Origin of the sequence: Streptomyces sp. NBC_00322 (genome assembly GCF_036147535.1) — a bacterium.
GTDB lineage: Bacteria > Actinomycetota > Actinomycetes > Streptomycetales > Streptomycetaceae > Streptomyces.
This window is the reverse complement of record NZ_CP108019.1, coordinates 1,726,023-1,745,420: the sequence shown is the minus strand read 5'-3', so window position 1 is coordinate 1,745,420 and position 19,398 is coordinate 1,726,023. Positions and strand designations below refer to the sequence as shown.

Annotated in this window: 15 protein-coding genes; 5 read left to right on the top strand and 10 right to left on the bottom strand. The window is 69.2% G+C overall.

The genetic code is table 11. The features are described from left to right. Positions 1–135: 135 nt before the first annotated feature. The 7 genes from OG905_RS07915 to OG905_RS07885 all read right to left on the bottom strand — a co-directional run bounded on the left by OG905_RS07915 (position 136) and on the right by OG905_RS07885 (position 9,452). A complete protein-coding gene (locus OG905_RS07915; RefSeq protein WP_328666969.1) occupies positions 136–1,341 on the bottom strand; it encodes an acyl-CoA dehydrogenase family protein in 1,206 nt (401 codons plus the stop codon). 2 nt (positions 1,342–1,343) lie between these two features. After that, positions 1,344–1,856: a MaoC family dehydratase gene (locus tag OG905_RS07910; RefSeq protein ID WP_328666968.1), complete on the bottom strand. Its 513-nt coding sequence runs from the start codon at positions 1,854–1,856 to the stop codon at positions 1,344–1,346. 2 nt (positions 1,857–1,858) lie between these two features. Next, positions 1,859–2,818: an HpcH/HpaI aldolase/citrate lyase family protein gene (locus OG905_RS07905; RefSeq protein WP_266482990.1), complete on the bottom strand. Its 960-nt coding sequence runs from the start codon at positions 2,816–2,818 to the stop codon at positions 1,859–1,861. Beyond that, complete coding sequence (locus OG905_RS07900) at positions 2,815–4,827, bottom strand: protein meaA (RefSeq protein WP_328666967.1); 2,013 nt, start codon at positions 4,825–4,827, stop codon at positions 2,815–2,817. Before OG905_RS07900 ends, OG905_RS07905 begins: the two co-directional genes overlap by 4 nt. A gap of 11 nt (positions 4,828–4,838) precedes the next feature. Beyond that, the gene (ccrA, locus tag OG905_RS07895; protein WP_328666966.1) at positions 4,839–6,176 is read right to left on the bottom strand and encodes a crotonyl-CoA carboxylase/reductase; all 1,338 of its coding nucleotides are present in this window, start codon (positions 6,174–6,176) and stop codon (positions 4,839–4,841) included. Between the two features lie 569 nt (positions 6,177–6,745). Then, a complete protein-coding gene (locus OG905_RS07890; RefSeq protein WP_328666965.1) occupies positions 6,746–7,576 on the bottom strand; it encodes a TetR family transcriptional regulator in 831 nt (276 codons plus the stop codon). A gap of 94 nt (positions 7,577–7,670) precedes the next feature. Further along, a complete protein-coding gene (locus OG905_RS07885) occupies positions 7,671–9,452 on the bottom strand; it encodes a 3-hydroxyacyl-CoA dehydrogenase family protein (protein WP_328666964.1) in 1,782 nt (593 codons plus the stop codon). 334 nt (positions 9,453–9,786) lie between these two features. Here OG905_RS07885 and OG905_RS07880 point away from each other — a divergent pair, with 334 nt between their 5' ends. Then, positions 9,787–10,353 (top strand): adenylosuccinate lyase, encoded by a 567-nt coding sequence (locus tag OG905_RS07880; protein ID WP_328666963.1) that lies wholly within the window; start codon positions 9,787–9,789, stop codon positions 10,351–10,353. A gap of 271 nt (positions 10,354–10,624) precedes the next feature. Here OG905_RS07880 and OG905_RS07875 read toward each other — a convergent pair whose 3' ends face one another. Genes OG905_RS07875 through OG905_RS07865 form a run of 3 tightly spaced genes read right to left on the bottom strand, consistent with a single transcriptional unit; the run spans position 10,625 to position 12,623 of the window. Then, a complete protein-coding gene (locus OG905_RS07875) occupies positions 10,625–11,143 on the bottom strand; it encodes a GNAT family N-acetyltransferase (protein ID WP_328666962.1) in 519 nt (172 codons plus the stop codon). Continuing rightward, entirely contained in the window at positions 11,143–11,550 is a 408-nt protein-coding gene (locus tag OG905_RS07870; RefSeq protein WP_328666961.1) for a RidA family protein, read from the bottom strand. Before OG905_RS07870 ends, OG905_RS07875 begins: the two co-directional genes overlap by 1 nt. A 35-nt stretch (positions 11,551–11,585) precedes the next feature. After that, positions 11,586–12,623 carry an Rv2578c family radical SAM protein gene (locus OG905_RS07865; RefSeq protein WP_328666960.1) on the bottom strand — a complete coding sequence of 346 codons (1,038 nt, stop codon included), beginning with the start codon at positions 12,621–12,623 and terminating at the stop codon, positions 11,586–11,588. Between the two features lie 192 nt (positions 12,624–12,815). On the opposite strand from OG905_RS07865, the gene OG905_RS07860 reads away from it, so the two are divergent. The 4 genes from OG905_RS07860 to OG905_RS07845 all read left to right on the top strand — a co-directional run bounded on the left by OG905_RS07860 (position 12,816) and on the right by OG905_RS07845 (position 19,263). Beyond that, positions 12,816–13,259: an SRPBCC family protein gene (locus tag OG905_RS07860; protein ID WP_328666959.1), complete on the top strand. Its 444-nt coding sequence runs from the start codon at positions 12,816–12,818 to the stop codon at positions 13,257–13,259. A gap of 256 nt (positions 13,260–13,515) precedes the next feature. Next, the gene (locus tag OG905_RS07855; RefSeq protein ID WP_328666958.1) at positions 13,516–15,888 is read left to right on the top strand and encodes an MFS transporter; all 2,373 of its coding nucleotides are present in this window, start codon (positions 13,516–13,518) and stop codon (positions 15,886–15,888) included. A gap of 122 nt (positions 15,889–16,010) precedes the next feature. After that, on the top strand, positions 16,011–18,410 hold the full coding sequence (locus tag OG905_RS07850; protein WP_328666957.1) for an ATP-binding SpoIIE family protein phosphatase: 2,400 nt from the start codon (positions 16,011–16,013) through the stop codon (positions 18,408–18,410). A 127-nt stretch (positions 18,411–18,537) separates the two neighbouring features. Continuing rightward, on the top strand, positions 18,538–19,263 hold the full coding sequence (locus OG905_RS07845) for a class I SAM-dependent methyltransferase (RefSeq protein ID WP_328666956.1): 726 nt from the start codon (positions 18,538–18,540) through the stop codon (positions 19,261–19,263). Positions 19,264–19,398: the final 135 nt, after the last annotated feature.

The following is a 19,398-nucleotide window of genomic DNA, read 5'->3' as shown; positions in this document are numbered from 1 at the left end:
AAGGGGGGACGGCGGCTTTCGGGCGATGCTATCGGTTGCGGGCCGCAACTGGGAAAGCCAGAGCCCGAGTCGGCGGCCGGAAGACGATGACAGGCTGTGATCGTCTTGGCGGCCGATCCGGCTCAAACGCGACAATCAACCCTGGAATCGGTACTCCTCGAGCAGCCGACGACCGATGATCATTTTCTGGATCTCGGCGGTACCTTCGCCGATCAGCAGCATCGGAGCCTCACGGTAGAGGCGCTCGATCTCGTACTCCTTGGAGAAGCCGTAACCGCCGTGGATACGGAAGGCGTCCTCGACGACTTCCTTGCAGTACTCGGAGGCGAGGTACTTCGCCATCCCTGCCTCCAGGTCGTTTCGTTCCCCGGAGTCCTTTTTGCGTGCCGCGTTCACCATCATCGCATGCGCGGCCTCGACCTTGGTAGCCATCTCGGCCAGCTTGAACTGAATCGCCTGGTGCTGAGCGATCGGCTTGCCGAAGGTGTGACGCTGCTGGGCGTAGGAGACGCCCAGTTCAAAGGCACGCTGCGCGACGCCGCAGCCACGTGCCGCGACATTCACGCGGCCGACTTCCACCCCGTCCATCATTTGGTAAAACCCTCGGCCGGTGGTGCCGCCCAGTACCCGATTGGCCGGAATGCGCAGTCCGTCCATGATGAGTTCGGTCGTGTCGACGCCCTTGTAACCCATCTTGTCGATCTTGCCGGGGATGGTGAGGCCGGGGCGGACCTCTCCGAAGCCGGACTCCTTCTCGACGAGGAAGGTCGTCATCGACTTGTGGGGGGCTGTGCCCTCCGGGTGTCCTTCGTCACTCCGGCACAGGACGGCCACCAAAGTGGACGTTCCGCCGTTCGTCAGCCACATCTTCTGGCCGTTCAGGACGTACTCGTCGCCGTCCTTGACGCCCTTGGAGGTGATGGCCGACACATCGGAGCCAAGACCCGGCTCCGACATCGAGAACGCGCCACGCACCTCGCCCAGCGCCATCCGCGGCAGGAAGGTGTCCTTCTGTTCCTGGGTGCCGTGCTGCTTGAGCATGTACGCCACGATGAAGTGCGTGTTGATGATGCCCGAGACGGACATCCAGCCACGCGCGATCTCCTCGACGCACAGTGCGTAGGTGAGCAGCGACTCGCCCAGGCCGCCGTACTCCTCCGGGATCATCAGCCCGAACAGGCCGAGTTCCTTGAGGCCTTCGACGATCTGCGTCGGGTACTCGTCGCGGTGCTCCAGCTCGGTCGCGACCGGGAGGATCTCCTTGTCGACGAAGTCCCGGACGGTGGCCAGGATTTCCTGCTGGACGTCGGTCAGACCGGCGGTCTGGGCGAGACGGGCCATGGCTACTTCTCCTGCTGCTTCAGCTGGGGGCGGCCGGGCTGCTCGCCGCCGCGCTCCTTGATGTACGTCTCGGTCGGGACCATCACCTTGCGCCGGAACACGCAGACGAGGGTGCCGTCCTGCTTGTAACCCTTCGTCTCGACATAGACGATTCCGCGGTCGCTCTTGGAGCGGGAGGGGGTCTTGTCGAGGACGGTGGTCTCGCCGTAGATCGTGTCGCCGTGGAAGGTCGGCGCGACGTGCTTCAGCGACTCGATCTCCAGGTTGGCGATGGCCTTGCCGGAGACGTCCGGGACAGACATGCCGAGGAGCAGCGAGTAGATGTAATTGCCGACGACGACGTTCTTGCCGAAGTCCGTCGTCTTCTCCGCATAGTTGGTGTCCATGTGGAGGGGGTGGTGGTTCATGGTGAGCAGACAGAAGAGGTGGTCGTCGTACTCCGTGACCGTTTTTCCGGGCCAGTGCTTGTAGACCGCGCCGACCTCGAACTCCTCATAGGTGCGTCCGAACTGCATGATCAGGCCTCCGGGGCTTCGAACTTAGAGGTGCGCTGCATGCCGGCGGCGCGGCCCTTGCCGGAGATGACCAGCGCCATCTTGCGGCTCGCCTCGTCGATCATCTCGTCGCCGAGCATCGCCGAGCCCTTCTTGCCGCCCGCCTCGGAGGTGTAGTACTCGTACGCGTCCAGGATCAGCTCGGCGTGGTCGAAGTCCTCCTGCGAGGGCGAGAAGATCTCGTTCGCGGCGGCGACCTGGTCCGGGTGCAGGACCCACTTGCCGTCGAAACCGAGGGCGGCGGCGCGCTGGGCGACCGCGCGGTAGCCCTCCTGGTTGCGGATCTGCAGGTACGGGCCGTCGATCGCCTGGAGGTTGTGCGTCCGGGCGGCCATCAGGATGCGCATGAGGATGTAGTGGTACGCGTCCGCCGGGTAACCGGGCGGCTGCTCGCCCACGACCAGCGACTTCATGTTGATCGATGCCATGAAGTCGGCCGGGCCGAAGATGATGGTCTCGACGCGCGGCGAGGCGGCCGCGATGTCGTCGACGTTCACCAGGCCCTTCGCGTTCTCGATCTGCGCCTCGATGCCGATCTTGCCGACCTCGAAGCCCATCGTCTTCTCGATCTGCGTCAGCAGGAGGTCGAGAGCGACGACCTGCTGGGCGTCCTGGACCTTAGGCAGCATGATGCAGTCGAGGTTCTGCCCGGCGCCCTCGACGACCGTGACGACGTCGCGGTAGGTCCACTCGGTGGTCCAGTCGTTGACCCGTACGACCCTGGTCTTGCCCGTCCAGTCGCCCTCGTTGAGGAACTTGACGATGGTGTGCCGGGCCTCGGGCTTGGCCAGCGGTGCGCAGGCGTCCTCCAGGTCCAGGAAGACCTGGTCGGCCGGCAGGCCCTGGGCCTTCTCCAGGAAGCGCGGGTTCGAGCCGGGAACCGCCAGGCACGAGCGACGCGGGCGGAGACGGTTGACGGTCATGCGGGGACCTCCAGAGGGTCGAGCTTGTTCGCTTTCCGGATCTCGTCGACGATACGGCCGATGATCTCGGTGATGCCGAAGTCCTTCGGGGTGAACACGGCGGCCACTCCCGCCGCCTTCAGATCGGCGGCGTCGGCGTTCGGGATGATCCCGCCGACGATCACCGGAATATCGGCCGCGCCGGCCTCGCGCAGCCGCTCCAGTACATCCGGTACCAGCTCGGCGTGCGAGCCGGACAGGATCGACAGGCCCACGCAGTGCACGTCCTCGGCGAGGGCCGCGTTGACGATCTGCTCGGGTGTGAGCCGGATGCCCTGGTAGACCACCTCGAAGCCCGCGTCGCGGGCCCGTACGGCGATCTGCTCGGCGCCGTTGGAGTGCCCGTCCAGGCCGGGCTTGCCGACGAGGAGCCGCAGCCGTCCTGCGCCGAGCTCGTCGGCGGTACGCGACACCTTCTCGCGTACGACAGCGAGCGGCGTGCCCGCCTCGGCGGTCACGGCGACCGGTGCGCTGGAGACGCCCGTCGGCGCGCGGAACTCGCCGAAGACATCGCGCAGCGCCCAGGACCACTCGCCGGTCGTGACACCCGCGCGGGCGCACTCGACGGTCGCGGCCATCAGGTTCGTGGATCCCGCGGCAGCCTTCTTCAGCGCGGCCAGCGCCTCGGACGCCCGGGCCTCGTCGCGGTTGTCGCGCCACTCGTGGAGCTTGTTGACCACCCGCGCCTCGTTGGCCGGGTCGACCGTCATGATCGCCTCGTCCAGGTCCGCGGTGAGCGGATTGGGTTCGGTGGTCTCGAAAATATTGACGCCGACGATCTTCTCGTCGCCCGATTCGATCCGGGCCCGCCGCTCGGCGTGCGAGGAGACCAGCTGCGACTTGAGATAGCCGGACTCGACGGCCGCCATCGCGCCGCCCATCTCCTGGATCCGGGCGATCTCGGCGAGGCACTCGTGGACCAGGGCGTCCACCTTGGCCTCGATGACGTGCGAACCCTCGAAGATGTCCTCGTACTCCAGCAGGTCGCTCTCGTGAGCCAGCACCTGCTGGATACGCAGCGACCACTGCTGGTCCCACGGGCGGGGCAGGCCCAGGGCCTCGTTCCAGGCGGGCAGTTGGACGGCACGCGCGCGTGCGTCCTTCGAGAGTGTCACGGCCAGCATTTCGAGGACGATGCGCTGGACGTTGTTCTCCGGCTGGGCCTCGGTCAGGCCGAGCGAGTTGACCTGGACGCCGTAGCGGAAGCGCCGCTGCTTCTCGTTCTCGATGCCGTACCGCTCGCGGGTGACCTTGTCCCAGATGCGGCCGAAGGCGCGCATCTTGCACATTTCCTCGATGAAGCGGACGCCCGCGTTCACGAAGAAGGAGATACGCGCGACCACATCGCCGAACTTCTCGGCGGGCACCTGACCGGAGTCGCGGACGGCGTCCAGCACGGCGATCGCGGTGGACATCGCGTACGAGATCTCCTGGACCGGTGTGGCGCCGGCCTCCTGCAGGTGGTAGCTGCAGATGTTGATCGGGTTCCACTTGGGGATGTTGGCCACCGTGTACGTGATCATGTCGGTGGTCAGCCGGAGCGAGGGGCCGGGCGGGAAGACATGCGTCCCGCGCGACAGATACTCCTTGACGATGTCGTTCTGCGTCGTCCCCTGGAGCTTGGTGGCGTCGGCGCCCTGCTCCTCGGCGACCACCTGGTAGAGCGCCAGCAGCCACATCGCGGTGGCGTTGATCGTCATCGAGGTGTTCATCTGCTCCAGGGGGATGTCCTGGAACAGCCGCCGCATGTCACCAAGATGCGAGACGGGGACCCCGACCCGGCCCACCTCGCCGCGGGCGAGGATGTGGTCGGGGTCGTAGCCCGTCTGCGTCGGCAGATCGAACGCGACCGACAGGCCGGTCTGGCCCTTGGCGAGGTTGCGCCGATAGAGCTCGTTGGACGCCTCGGCGGTCGAGTGACCGGCGTACGTCCGCATGAGCCACGGCCGGTCCTTCTGACGCTCTGTCATGTGTGCGTCTCTCAGACGTTACGGAAGCGGTTGATGCCGTCGATGTGCTTGGCGCGCAGCTCCTCGTCGCGGACGCCCAGACCCTCGCGCGGGGCGAGGGCGAGCACGCCGACCTTGCCCTGGTGGAGGTTGCGGTGCACGTCGTACGCGGCCTGGCCGGTGTCGTCGAGCGAGTAGACCTTCGACAGCGTCGGGTGGATCTTGCCCTTGGCGACCAGGCGGTTGGCTTCCCACGCCTCGCGGTAGTTGGCGAAGTGCGAGCCCACGATCTTCTTCAGCGACATCCACAGGTAGCGGTTGTCGTACTCGTGGTTGTAGCCGGAGGTGGAGGCGCACGTCACGATCGTGCCGCCCTTGCGGGTGACGTACACGCTCGCGCCGAAGGTCTCGCGTCCCGGGTGCTCGAAGACGATGTCGACGTCCTCGCCGCCGGTGAGCTCACGGATGCGCTTGCCGAAGCGCTTCCACTCGCGCGGGTCCTGGTTGTGCTCGTCCTTCCAGAACTTGTAGCCCTCGGCGTTGCGGTCGATGATCGCCTCGGCGCCCATCGCGCGGCAGATGTCCGCCTTCTGGGGGCTGGAGACGACACAGATCGGGTTGGCGCCGCCGGCCAGCGCGAACTGGGTGGCGTACGAACCGAGTCCGCCGCTCGCGCCCCAGATCAGCACGTTGTCGCCCTGCTTCATGCCCGCGCCGTTGCGCGAGACGAGCTGGCGGTACGCGGTGGAGTTGACCAGGCCCGGAGCCGCGGCCTCCTCCCAGCTCAGGTGCTGCGGCTTGGGCATCAGCTGGTTGGACTTCACCAGCGCGATCTCGGCCAGACCGCCGAAGTTGGTCTCGAAGCCCCAGATGCGCTGCTCGGGGTCGAGCATCGTGTCGTTGTGGCCGTCGGAGGACTCCAGCTCGACGGACAGGCAGTGCGCGACGACCTCGTCGCCGGGCCGCCAGGCGTTGACGCCGGGGCCGGTGCGCAGCACGACGCCCGCGAGGTCGGAGCCGATGATGTGGTACGGCAGATCGTGCCGCTTGGTGAGCTCGGAGAGCTTTCCGTACCGCTCCAGGAAGCCGAAGGTGGCCATCGGCTCGAAGATGGAGGTCCAGACGGAGTTGTAGTTCACCGAGCTGGCCATCACCGCCACCAGGGCCTCGCCCGGCCCGAGTTCGGGAACCGGCACGTCCTCGACATGGAGGGACTTGCGGGGGTCCTTCTCGCGGGTCTCAAGACCCGCGAACATCTCGACCTCGTCCTTGTGCACGGTCACCGCGCGGTACGAGTCGGGGATGGGCAGTGCGGCGAAGTCGGCGGACGTGCTGTCCGTCGACTGGATCGCGTCCAGGATTTCCTTCACGGGGTGCCTCCGGCGAAGCGCGTTTCGGGGAACGCTGAGGGGAACGTCGGGATGCTGCTGTGGAGGTGTGCCGTCGGTTCGGCGGGGGTGGAGCTTTGGCAGCGCTGGTGGGCGCGGGAGGTTGCCTGTGACGCAGGCGTCCGGGCGCACAAGCCGATGGTTTGTGGGGACAGCCGGCGTACGAGTGGTCTCTGCACGCCGGCCGCCCGGACTCTCCCAACGTATGGCACGCCGTGCCAGCTCGCAAGACACTGCGTGCCAGTAATTTTTCTCGGATGTCATCTGGCGGGCACGTGTGAGCAACAACGGCCGCCTCGGGAGAGGCGGCCGTTGCGTTCTGTGTTCGGTTGCGTGCGGGTGGTATGCGCGGAGCGTTCTTTTCCCCACCCCGCCCCTTCCCGAATCAGGGCTCCGCCCCGAACCCCGTACGCGCTTCGCGCGTGTCCTCGAACGCCGGACGGGCTGAACATCCAGCCCCGAGGGGGTCCCCCCGGACGAAGTCTGGGGGAGTTTGAGGCGCGGGGGTCCGGGGGCAGCGCCCCCGGTTAAGGGACGGGGCGGGGTGGGGGCTAACCGCGCAGCGCGCGCTCGATCGTGCGCATGACCTCGTCCAGCGGCGCATCCGTCCGCGCCACCGTCACCAGCACGTCGTCGCTCGTCCGCGTCGAGACCGCCGCCGGCCCCGTCCGTTCGCCCTGCGGCGCGCGGCCCGCGCCGATGCCCGTGCCGAACGCGTCGCGGACGATCGCGAAGGCGTGGTCCAGCTGGGACTCGACGTCCCCCTGGCCACCCGCCCGCAGCCAGCGGCGCAGCACGTGGTTGTGCGCGGTGACGACCGCGGACGCGGCCACCTCCGCCAGCAGCGGGTCGTCGTTGCCGTCGTGGTGGTCGCGCTCGTCGAAGTGGCCCAGCAGATAGCGGGTGAACAGCCGCTCGTAGCGGGCCACCGAGGCGATTTCCCGCTCCCGCAGCGTGGGCACCTCACGGGTCAGGCGGTAACGCTCGACGGAGACCGCAGGGGAGGCCGCGTACATCCGCATGACCTCCTTGATGCCCCGGCACACCGTGTCCAGCGGATGCTCGTGCGCCGGAGCCGCGTTCAGCACCGCCTCGGCGCGTACGAGCGTGTCGTCGTGGTCCGGGAAGATCGCCTCTTCCTTGGAGCGGAAGTGGCGGAAGAAGGTCCGCCGCGCGACCCCGGCCGCCGCGGCGATCTCGTCGACGGTCGTCGCCTCGTAGCCCTTGGTCGCGAACAGCTCCATGGCCGCGGCCGCCAGCTCCCGCCGCATCTTGAGGCGTTGGGCCGCGGCGCGAGAGCCCGCGGCACTTTCCGGAGCGTCGGGAGTGGCTTTGGTACGGGTGGGCTTGGCGGGCTGGGGCATGAGCTGAACGTACTGCATTCGTGCAGCCGAGCGCGCCTGCGGGTGCCGTGCCCCGGGGGCATCGGGCGGGCCGCCCGAGGGATCGAGCAGCCCGCCCCAGCCCGCTTCGCGATCAGCGCCGGGCATATTCGCGGAAACCGCGACCAGTCTTGCGGCCGAGGCAGCCCGCGGCCACCAGGTGCTCCAGCAGTGGCGCCGGGGCCAGGCCCGGGTCGCGGAACTCGCGGTGCAGCACCTTCTCGATGGCGAGCGAGACATCGAGCCCGACCACGTCGAGCAGCTCGAAGGGGCCCATCGGATAGCCGCCGCCCAGTTTCATCGCGGCGTCGATGTCGTCCAGGGTGGCGTAGTGCTCCTGGACCATCTTGATCGCGTTGTTGAGGTACGGGAAGAGCAGGGCGTTCACGATGAAACCGGCCCGGTCGCCGCAGTCCACCGGGTGCTTCCTGATCTTCGTGGTGACCTCGCGGACCGTGGCGTGGACGTCGTCGGAGGTGAGGACCGTACGGACCACCTCGACCAGCTTCATCGCCGGGGCCGGGTTGAAGAAGTGCATTCCGATGACGTCCTGCGGGCGCGAGGTGGCGCGGGCGCAGGCGACGACGGGCAGCGAGGAGGTGGTGGTGGCGAGCACCGCGCCCGCCTTGCAGATCTTGTCCAGGGTGCCGAAGAGCTGCTGCTTGATCTCCAGGTCCTCGGCGACCGCCTCGACCGCGAGGTCGACATCGGCGAAGGCGTCGAGTGAACCGGCCGGGGTGATCCTCGCGAGCGTCTCCTCGCGCGCCGCGGCCGTCATCCGGCCCTTGTCGACGGAGCGCGAAAGCGACTTGGCGATACGGAACTTGGCGGTCTCGGCCTTCTCCAGGCCGCGGGCGGCGAGCACCACGTCGTAACCGGCCTTGGCGAAGACCTCGGCGATGCCGCTCGCCATCGTGCCGGAACCGGCGACGCCGACGGAGCTGACCTTGCGGCCGCCCGACGCCTCGGCCGCCGGCTGCGGGGTGAGCGCGTCCGGCACCACGTCCCCGGTGCCCGGGGCGGCATAGGTGTAGAAGCCGCGGCCCGACTTGCGGCCGGTCAGGCCCGCCTCGCTGAGCTGCTTGAGGATGGGTGTGGGGGCGTGCAGCCGGTCGCGGGACTCGGCGTACATCGCGTCAAGGACGGTACGGGCCGTGTCGATGCCGATCAGGTCGAGCAGGGCGAGCGGGCCCATCGGCAGTCCGCAGCCGAGCTTCATCGCGGCGTCGATGTCCTCGCGGGAGGCGTACTTGGCCTCGTACATCGCGGCGGCCTGGTTGAGATAGCCGAACAGCAGCCCGTCGGCGACAAAGCCGGGCCGGTCGCCGACCGCGACGGGCTCCTTGCCGAGCTCACGGGCGAGCACGGTGACCGCTTCGACGGCGGCCGGAGCGGTCAGCACCGAGGAGACGACCTCGACCAGCTTCATCGCCGGGGCCGGGTTGAAGAAGTGCAGGCCGAGCACGCGCTCGGGGTGCTCGGAGTCGGCGGCGAGCCGGGTGACCGACAGCGCGTTGGTGCCGGTCGCGAGGATGGCGTCGGGGCGGACGACGGAGTCCAGGGCGCGGAAGACCTGCTGCTTGGCCTCGTACGACTCGGACACGACCTCGATCACGAGGTCCGCATCGGCGGCGGCCTGCAGATCGGAGAAGGTGCGGAAACGGGCGAGGGTGTTCCGGCGCTCCTCCTCGGTCATCCGCTCGCGCTCGACGGCGCGGGCGGTGGAGGCCTCCAGGGCGCTGACGGCCCGGCGGGCGGCGGCGTCGCTGATGTCGATGCCGATGACCTCGCGTCCGGCGCGGGCAAGGACCTCGGCGATGCCGGTGCCCATGGTGCCGAGGCCGACGACGGCAATGGTGTGGAGAGGGGTGTCCATCGGGGGACTCCAGGGATGAGTGACGACTGATGAGGGGAGCCGCGCAGGCGGAGCGCGGGCAAGAACGCCAAGGGGCGTTGGGCGCACGGAGAAATCACCGCACCGGATGACATACGTGTCGTGGTGCGGGCCGACGGACTCTGTCCCGGAGTCGCGTCGTACGTCGTGCAGGAACTGCCGAACCGACAAACACTCGCGGCGGCTGCGTCACCAGGCCACCGTGAGCTGTGCGGGGGTTACCCGCTCACTTGAGATTAACTCGCGAGTAACGAGCGCGCCAGGGGTGAGGCGATGTGATCTGGATCGCCGACGTGGCGCGGCTACCCTGGCCGCCATGGATGAGGAGTTACGGGCACTGGCGCAGCGGCTTCGCGGCGAGTCGGGCGGCTCGGTGGCATACGAAAGACTGCTGACCACCGAGGACCGGGAGGAGCTCGCGGGCGTCCTCACGGAACAGGAAAGGCCCCTGTGGGTGCGCGAGATGGCCGCCTTCCGGCTCGGCTGCGCGGGGGACCGGCGGGCCTTCGAGGCCCTGGTCCTGCTCCTGAACCACCGCGACCCCGAACGCTGTGTCTCGGCCGCGCACGCCCTGTCCCGGCTGGCCGACCCCCGCACGCCGCGTGCCGCGGCCGCCCTCGCCACGAACGAGCTGCGGGTCGCCTATGCGCTGGTCCCCGTACGCCTGCTCACGCGCTTGAGGGCACCCGAGTCCCTGCCGGCCCTGGTCATCGTCCTGCGGCGAAGGCTGGCCCCGGGCGACCCGCACTGGAGACTGGCTCTCGCGTGCGTCGAGGGCCTGGGCGCGCTGGGCGACAAGCGGGCGGGGGAGATTCTCAGGTCGGCGCGGGCGCATCCGCGTCTGACCGCGGCGGCGGAGGCGGCGCTGGCGCGGCTGGCGTGACGTGGGGTCGGCGCCTGCGGCGGCCTGTTCCCCTACCCGCCCTCCCCCAGACTCCGTCCGGGGGGACCCCCAACCTCCCCGCGCCTCAATCGCCGGCGGAAATTTCAGCCCGTCCGGCGATTGAGGACATGCGGCCGAAGGTCGCATACGGGTCCGGGGCGAAGCCCCGTCCGGGGGTCTGGGGGCTTGCCCCCAGTTACGGGATGGGGGTACCTCCCACGGCCGCCAGGCCGTAGGGGGAGGGCGGGGTGGGGGACACCCCAGCAACGGCCTAGCCGTTGAGGCGTCGCGCGTACCGGACTTCCGGGACCTTGACGCCCTCCACCTCGAACGGCTCCTCCGCGCCGTCCGGGGCGAAGCCCGCCTTGCCGTAGAAGCGGCGGGCGCGGTCGTTCTCCTTCAGGACCCACAGCAGCATCCGCTCAAAACCGTCCGCCTCGGCCCGCCCCGTCAGCTCGTCCATCAGCGCCCGCCCCACCCCCGTGGAGACCCGGTCCGGCAGTACGTATATCGCGTAGAGCTCGCACAGCCCGGCCGGCCGGCCCTCGTCCCTGCTCGGTCCGAAGCAGCCCCAGCCGACCACTTCGCCGTCCCGCTCGGCGACCAGATTGGTCACCACGCTGCCGTCCTTGAGGAATTCGCGACGCCGCGCCGCGTCCTCCTCCACGCTCATCGCGTCGAGATACGACGCCGGCATCAGCCCGTCGTAGGCGAACTGCCAGCCGCGCACCCGGATGGTCGCGACGGCCTCGACGTCGTCGAGCGTCATGTCCCGCACCCGGACGTCCATCACTCGCTCTCCCCGACGAGCGCGAACGCCTCGATCTCCACGAGCAGTTCGGGCCGGAAGAGCGCGGCCACCTGGACCGCCGAGCTCGCCGGGAGCCGTCCCGCGTCGATCACCGCGTCGCGCGCCGCCCGGACCGCCGGCAGATGCGCCACGTCCGTGACGAAATAGGTCAGCTTGACCACGTCGTCGAAGGACGCGCCCGCCGCGGCCAGACAGCGGCGGAGGTTCTCGAAGACCTGCGTGGCCTGCGCCGCCGGGTCCCCCTCGCCCACGACCTTGCCGGCCTCGTCGAGGGCGCACTGCCCGGATACCGCCACGAACCGGCCGGTGCCCCAGACGACATGGCTGTATCCGGTGCCGGGGGCGACGCCTTCGGGGGCCTGTACACGGGTGAGTCGCGAAGTCATGCGTCCATCCTTGCGTACGGCACTGACAATCCGGCTCAGAGCAGCGTCAGCTGCGTCGGCTCCGGAAGAGCCGCCGGATCCGGCTCCTGCGGCACCGGAATGCGCCGCGGCATGCCCCGGTCCGCCGGCCCTATCCCGAACTCCGTGGCCAGCTCATGGACATGGCGCGTGATCCGGCGCTGGTACCACTTCGGGGCGTACGCCCCCTCCGCGTACAGCCGCTCGTAGCGCTGCACCAGATGCGGATGGTGCTGCGCCACCCAGGCCATGAACCACTCGCGTGCGCCGGGCCGCAGATGGAGCACGAGCGGGGTCACCGATGTCGCCCCGGAGGCGGCGATCGCCCGGACTGTGGCGCGCAATTGATCCGGGTGGTCGCCCAGGAACGGGATGACCGGCGCCATCAGCACCCCGCAGCCGATGCCGTTGTCGGTGAGGGTGCGCACCACGTCGAGGCGGCGCTCGGGCGAGGGCGTGCCGGGCTCGACGGTGCGCCACAGTTCGCGGTCGGTGAAGCCGACGGAGACGGAGATGCCCACCTCGGTCACCTCGGCCGCCTGCCGCAGCAGCTCCAGATCGCGCAGGATCAGCGTGCCCTTGGTGAGGATCGAGAAGGGATTGGCGTGGTCGCGCAGGGCGGAGATGATGCCGGGCATCAGCCGGTAGCGGCCCTCTGCGCGCTGGTAGCAGTCGACGTTCGTCCCCATCGCGACATGCGCGCCCTGCCACTGCCGGGAAGCGAGCTGCCGGCGCAGCAGCTCCGGCGCGTTGATCTTCACGACGATCTGGGAGTCGAAGTCGAGCCCGGTGTCGAGGTCCAGATAGCTGTGGGTCTTGCGGGCGAAGCAGTAGACGCACGCGTGCGTGCAGCCCCGATAGGGGTTGACGGTCCACTCGAACGGCATTCGCGATGCGCCCGGCACCCGGTTCAGGATCGACCGGGCGCGGATCTCATGAAAGGTGATGCCGCGGAATTCGGGTGTGTCGAAGGTTCTGGTGGTCACCGCCGACGTCGCGAAGAGCGCGGTGTCCCCGGCCGCCCGGGGGTTCTCGACCAGATTGTCCCAGCGCATGGACGCCTCCTCGGTAGCACTGACCACAGAATAGAACACTTGTTCCCTTGATCACCGCAACCCTGTTCCCCGAACCGACCCGAACCGGACCCGAACCGGACCCGGACCGGACCCGAGGCGGATTTGGGCGGCCGCATCCGAGGTGATTGGCTAGCAGTCACGCCCGAAGAACGAAGTGCTGGAGGAACAGGAATGGCGCAGGTCGAGGCCACCACGGAACGGATCATCTCGGCGGACGCGGAGAAGGTGTTCGACGCGCTGGCCGACTACGAGAACACCCGCGCGAAGCTTCTGCCCGAGCACTTCAGTGAGTACGAGGTCCGCGAGGGCGGCGACGGTGCGGGCACCCTCGTCCACTGGAAACTCCAGGCGACCAGCAAGCGCATCCGTGACTGCCTCCTCGAAGTGACCGAGCCGACCGACGGTCAGCTGGTCGAGAAGGACCGCAACTCCTCGATGGTCACCACCTGGACGGTCACCCCGGCGGGCGAGGGCCGGTCCAAGGCCGTCGTCAGCAGTGTCTGGAACGGCGCGGGCGGCATCGGCGGATTCTTCGAAAGGACCTTCGCCCCCAAGGGACTTGGGCGGATTTACGACGCGGTGCTCGCCAAGCTGGCCGCCGAGGTCGAGAAGTAGCCGAGAGGTAGCCGAGAAGGAATCGACTCCAACTCTCACCGTCTCTCACCGTTTCGAGTGGTTTTCCCCGCGGCTCCGTGATGCGCCCGCGCGCCACGGGTCGCGGGAAAGCCCCTGATGAGGGCCCGACGCGCGCCCCGCCAGGGCGAGTTGGACCGCACGACGCGCCCCCGTTCTCAATAACGTCCCGCTTGCTCCCCGTTGGCGTGTAATGCGAAGAATTACGCCGCGCAGTCGCGACGAGGGGAGCAGTGACGTGGGCGGGATCACTCTGGTGCAGGACGAACAGGCCGCTCCGGCCGCCGCACCGCCACCACCGCCCGGACCTGCCGAGAGCACCGCGCTCAGCCCCCGCCGGGTACGCCTCGTCTTCACCGGTCTGATGCTCGCGCTGCTCCTCGCCGCGCTGGAGCAGATGATCGTCGCCACCGCCCTGCCGAAGATCGTCGGCGAGCTCCAGGGCCTGGAACGGATGCCCTGGGCGATCACCGCCTATCTCCTCACCGCCACCATCGGCCTGCCCCTCTACGGCAAGCTCGGCGACCTCTTCGGCCGCAAAGGCGTCTTCCAGTTCGCGATCGTCGTCTTCGTCATCGGCTCCGCACTGGCCGGCCGGTCGCGCAGCATGGACCAGCTCATCGCCTTCCGCGCCATCCAGGGCATCGGCGCCGGCGGCCTCATGATCGGCGTGCAGGCGATCATCGCGGACATCGTCCCGGCCAGAGCGCGCGGCCGCTTCATGGGAATCATCGGCGCGGCCTACGGACTCGCATCCGTCGCGGGACCCCTGCTCGGCGGCTACTTCACCGACCATGTCTCCTGGCGCTGGTGCTTCTACTTCAACGTGCCCCTCGGCCTGGTCACCCTGCTCGTGATCACCGCGGTGCTGAAGCTCCCGAAGCCCGCGGCCCGCGGCCGGCTCGACATCCTCGGCGCGCTGTTCCTCGCCGCCGCCTCCACCTTCCTTGTTCTGCTGACCAGTTGGGGCGGCACGCAGTACGCGTGGGGCTCGCGCGTCATCCTGGGACTGGCGGCCGGGGCGGTGGGATGCACCCTGCTCCTCATCGTCGTTGAGAACTACGCCCCCGAACCGATCATCCCGCTGCGGCTGTTCCGCGACTCGGTCTTCACGGTCACCAGCCTCGTCGGCGCGGTCGTCGGCGTCGCACTCTTCGGCGTGGCCAGCTATCTGCCGACCTTCCTCCAGATGGTCGACGGCGTCAGCGCCACCGAGTCCGGGCTGCTCATGCTGCCCATGATGGGCGGCATCGTCGTCGCCTCGATCGTGTCGGGCCGGCTCATCACCCGTACCGGCCGCTACAAGATCTATCCGGTTCTCGGCAGCGCGGTCTCGGTCGTCGGGATGTGGCTGCTGTCCCGGCTGGACAGGGACACCCCGCGGCTGGACCACAGCATCGGGCAGGCCGTGCTCGGTGTGGGCATCGGACTGGTGATGCCGGTACTGATCCTGGCCGTGCAGAACTCCGTACCGCCCGCCGACCTCGGCACCGCCACCAGCGCCAACAACTACTTCCGGCAGATCGGCGGCAGCGTCGGAGCCGCCGTCTTCGGCACCCTCTTCGCCGACCGCCTCACTCGCGCCCTCGCCGACCGCCTCCCGGCCGGCGCCGACCTGCCGGACCCGCAGTCCATCACTCCCCAGCTCGTCCATGCCCTGCCGCCCGCGCTGCGCGACGGCTATGTCCAGGCCTACGCAGACGCGATGCCGCGGATCTTCCTCTTACTGGTGCCGGTGCTCGCGCTCGGCCTGTTCATCGCCTTCTTCCTCAAGGAGAAACCGCTGGTGTCCCACATCGCCTCCGCCGAAACCGCGTCCGTGCCCAAGGCCCGCAGCGCGCCCGCGTACACCTCCGGCGTGCCGGTCTGCGGAACCGTCCAGCACCACGACGGCAGCGGCGTCCCGCGCGCCGCCCTGACCCTGATCGACGTGTACGGAAGCCAGATCGGGCGCGGTGCGAGCGGCGAGGACGGGCGGTACGCGCTGAGCGTGCCGGGCTCCGGCTCGTACGTGATGATCGCGGCGGCCGGCGGGCATCAGCCGCAGGCGGTCACTGTCACCGTCGGCGACCGGCCCGTTGAACTCGATGTGGTACTCGGCGGTGCCGGACGCCTCGCCGGGACCGTCGTGACGGCGGACGGCTCACCCGTGCGGGACGCGGCCGTCACGCTCACCGACGTACGCGGCGATGTCGTCGCCTCGACCCGCAGCGGCCGCGAAGGCGGCTATCAGTTCACGGAGTTGGTGGCGGGGGAGTACACCCTCGCGGCGAGCGCCCCCGCCTTCCGTCCCGCCGCGCTCCCCGTGAGCGTGCAGGCGTCCCGCGAGACGAGGCAGGACGTCGAGCTGGCGGGGGGTGCGGTACTCAAGGGCACGGTACGGGCCGGTGGCGGCCGGCCGGTCGAGGATGCCCGGGTCACTCTGCTCGACGTGGCGGGCAATGTGGTGGACACCCTCACCACCGGCCTCGACGGCACCTTCCGATTCGTCGACCTCTCCTCGGGCGAGTACACGGTCATCGCCGCAGGTTACCCGCCGGTCGCCACAGTCCTGCAGGTCGCGGGCGGGGGGCGCACCGAGCGCGATCTCCAGCTGGGACACGAGGACTGATCCGGCGTCAGTTACGAGCGGGCGCACAACCTATTCCTCTGTTGCCCGGCGCAGGGCGTGCGCGGCGCCGTACCGTGGTGGTAAGGCCGCAGGAACTGCGGCGGGGAAGGAGCCTTCCACCCATGGACAGTGGTGTTCCGCCGACACCGCCGCAGCAGTACGCCGTGGCCGGCCGGATTCCGCTCGCCGTGGTCGTCGTGGACGGTGACGGCTTGGTCTCGCACTGGTCGACCGGTGCGCGGCGGCTTTTCGGCCCCACCAGGGAGGAGGCGGTGGGCAGGCCCGCCGTCGACCTGCTCCCGGTCACCGGAGCGCTGGCCCCCGAGGGCGAGTACGACTCGTACGACGGCTATGGCGGCCTCGGCCCCGGACTCGACGCTTCCCTGAACGGCCTCACGTCCTATCCGGCGGCGGGCAGGGCCCGGCTCGCCGAGCCAGGACGGGCGCGGGTCGATGTGCTGTGGTGGGCGTATCCCATGGTCGGCCCCGGCGAGGAGCGGCTGCTCGTACTGGCCGCGGACGCCGCGCAGTTCGTGGGCGAGGACCAGAGAGTCGAGCGGATAGCTCCGGGTTTCGCCCTGCACACCGAGTTCCCCGGATCCGACGAACTGGCGCGCAGGCTCCCGGAGATCCTGCCGAGCATGAGCGTCCAGGAGTCGACCCGGATCGTCTCCCAGGTCCTCGATCTCGGCTATCCGGTGCTCGAGTTCAGCCATCACGACCGGGTGCCGGTCACACCCGACTGGGGAGTGCCCCGCCGCGCGGAACGCAAGGCGCGGCAGCAGGCCGCCGAAGCCGCGGCCGCCGCGGGCCGGGCGGTGGACACGGCCGATCTCGAGCAGGACCTCGAATACGCCGCAGTGCGCGAACGGCTCGAATTCCTCAACGAGGTGAGCGGCCGCATCGGCTCGTCCCTCGACCTCGCCCGTACGATCCAGGAAGTCAGCGCCGCCGTCGTGCCGCGCTTCACCGATGTCGCGGGCACCTATCTGCGCGAACAGGTCATCGCCGGCGAGGGCTTCCCGGACGGACCGCCCGACGCGACGACGATGTGGCACCGCGTCGCGCTCGAGCATGTGGACGAGCCGGGCCGCTGGGACGATGTGGTGCCGGTCGGCGAATCCATGCCGTTTCCCGAACACACCCCGTTCTTCCAGTGCATGACCACCGGCGACCCGGTCCTGGTGCCGCGTATCAGCGAGCAGATGGGCACGGCCATCGCCTCGCAGTTCGAGAAGCGTGACATCCGGCCCCTCATCAGCGGACGTTCCATGCTGGTCGTTCCGCTGAAGGCGCGCAATGTGGTGCTCGGCTTCATGATTCTGCTGCGCCACCCCGAGCGCGCCCTGTTCAACGACATGGACCGCGTCACGGGGGCGGAACTGGCCGCGCGCGCCGGGCTCGTCCTCGACAACGCCCGGATGTACACCTACCAGGAGAATGTCGCCGAGACCCTCCAGGACTCGATGCTGCCGCAGGTCACCCCGCGGATGGCCGGATGCGACACGGCCACCCGCTATCTGCCGGGCACCCTGCTCGGCCGGGTCGGCGGCGACTGGTTCGACTCCATCAAGCTGCCCGGCTCGCGTACGGCGCTGGTGGTCGGCGATGTGATGGGCCACGGCCTCAATTCGGCCGCGATGATGGGCCAGTTGCGTACGGCCGTGCAGACCATGGCCGCACTGGATCTGCCGCCCGAGCAGCTCCTGCGCAATCTCGACGACCTGGCCCAGCGCCTGGGCGAGCACTATCTCGCGACCTGTCTGTACGCGGTGTACGACCCGATCGGCAATGAGCTTCAGATGGCGAACGCGGGCCATGTACCGCCAGTGATCGTCCGCGCGGCCGACGGGCGCAGCGAACTCCTCGATCTGCCGACCGGAGCGCCGATCGGTGTCGGCGGAGTGCCCTTCCGATGCGTCCGCGTGCCGGTGGCGCCCGGCGACCGCCTGGTGATGTGCACGGACGGCCTGGTGGAGGTGCGGGGCGAGGACATCGGCGTCGGGCTCGCGACGCTCTGCGAGTCGGCCGCGCACCCCGCGGCCTCCATGGACGACGCCTGCGACACCATCATCCGCTCGCTGAACACCCGCGGCGGACGCAAGGACGACGTGGCCCTGCTGATGGCACGGCTGAACGGCATCGATCCCGAGGACGTGGCCGTCTGGGAGCTGTCCCGTGAACCGCGCGAGGCGGCCAGGGCACGGCGCCTGGTCCGCGGGCAGCTGCGCTCCTGGGGGCTCGCCGAGCTGACCGAGACCGTGGAACTGCTGGTGAGCGAAGTCGTCACCAATGCGGTGCGGCACGCGAGCGGCCGGAGCGCGGAGCTTCGCCTCGTCCGGGCGGGATCCCTGCTGTGCGAGGTGGCCGACGAGGACCACAACCTGCCGGCCATGCTGGACGCGCGCCCGGCCGACGAGCTCGGGCGCGGACTGCGGGTGGTGAGCAGCCTGGCGCGGGAGTGGGGCACGAGCCGCACGACGGAGGGCAAGACGGTCTGGTTCGAGCTGGCGCTGCCGTAGGTGATGTGCGAGGGGTCTCGGCCTGTCGCTCGAACGCCACGTGAAGGAATGCGCTGGGTGCTTGTCGCCGCAACCCCGGAGCGGTAGACCGATCTTGACGCTGTGTCATACCCGTGGGGAGCTGGTCATGAGCGTGACGAGTCGGTACAAGAACGCCTGGGAAGGCTTTTGGAGCGAGGTCTCCGGGGAGCCCGGATCGGTCTTCTGGGACGCGGAGCCGGCGCTGACCGCGGGACTGCATCTCGCGCTCTACGAACCGCTTGTGGACCATCCCGGGCTGACGCTCCTTGACCTGGGCTGCGGTAACGGCACCCAGACGCTCTTCCTGGCCGACCGCTTCCCGAAGGTGCTCGGCGTCGACCTGTCGTCCGCCGCGATCGAACTCGCCAGGAGGCAGGACAAACAGGGCGATGCGCTGTTCCGGGTGATCGACGCCGTGGACGCGGACCAGGTGGCGCGGCTGCATACGGAACTGGGCGACGCCAATGTCTATATGCGCGGCGTCCTGCACCAGTGCGACCCCGAGGACCGTCGGCCGCTGGTCGACACGATCGCCACACTCGTCGGCGAGCGCGGACGCGCCTTCGTGGTGGAGCTCGCCGAGGCGGCCGGCCAGAAGCTGATGGGCCTCGCGAAGTTGCCGTCGGGCCCCCCGCCGAAGCTCCAGCCGGTCTTCAAGCACGGCATCGTGCCCGGCGCGGTGGCCGACGCGGAAGTGGCCGAGTTGTTCCGTACCGCCGGTCTCGAGGTGCTCGGGAGCGGTGACCTGCCCCTGACCACAACGGAGTACGCGGCGGACGGCTCCCGGATCGAACTCCCTTCGAAATGGCTGATCGTCGGCCGGAACGGATAGCGCTACACCGCCCTCTTCCCGGTCGAGAGACCGCTGAGGAGAAGAGTGCCGTGTTCCGTAGAGCAGCCCGCGTCGCGGCCGTCACCGGTCTTTGCACACGTCGCACATAAGCGAAAGTAGCCGGGAGGGATCCCC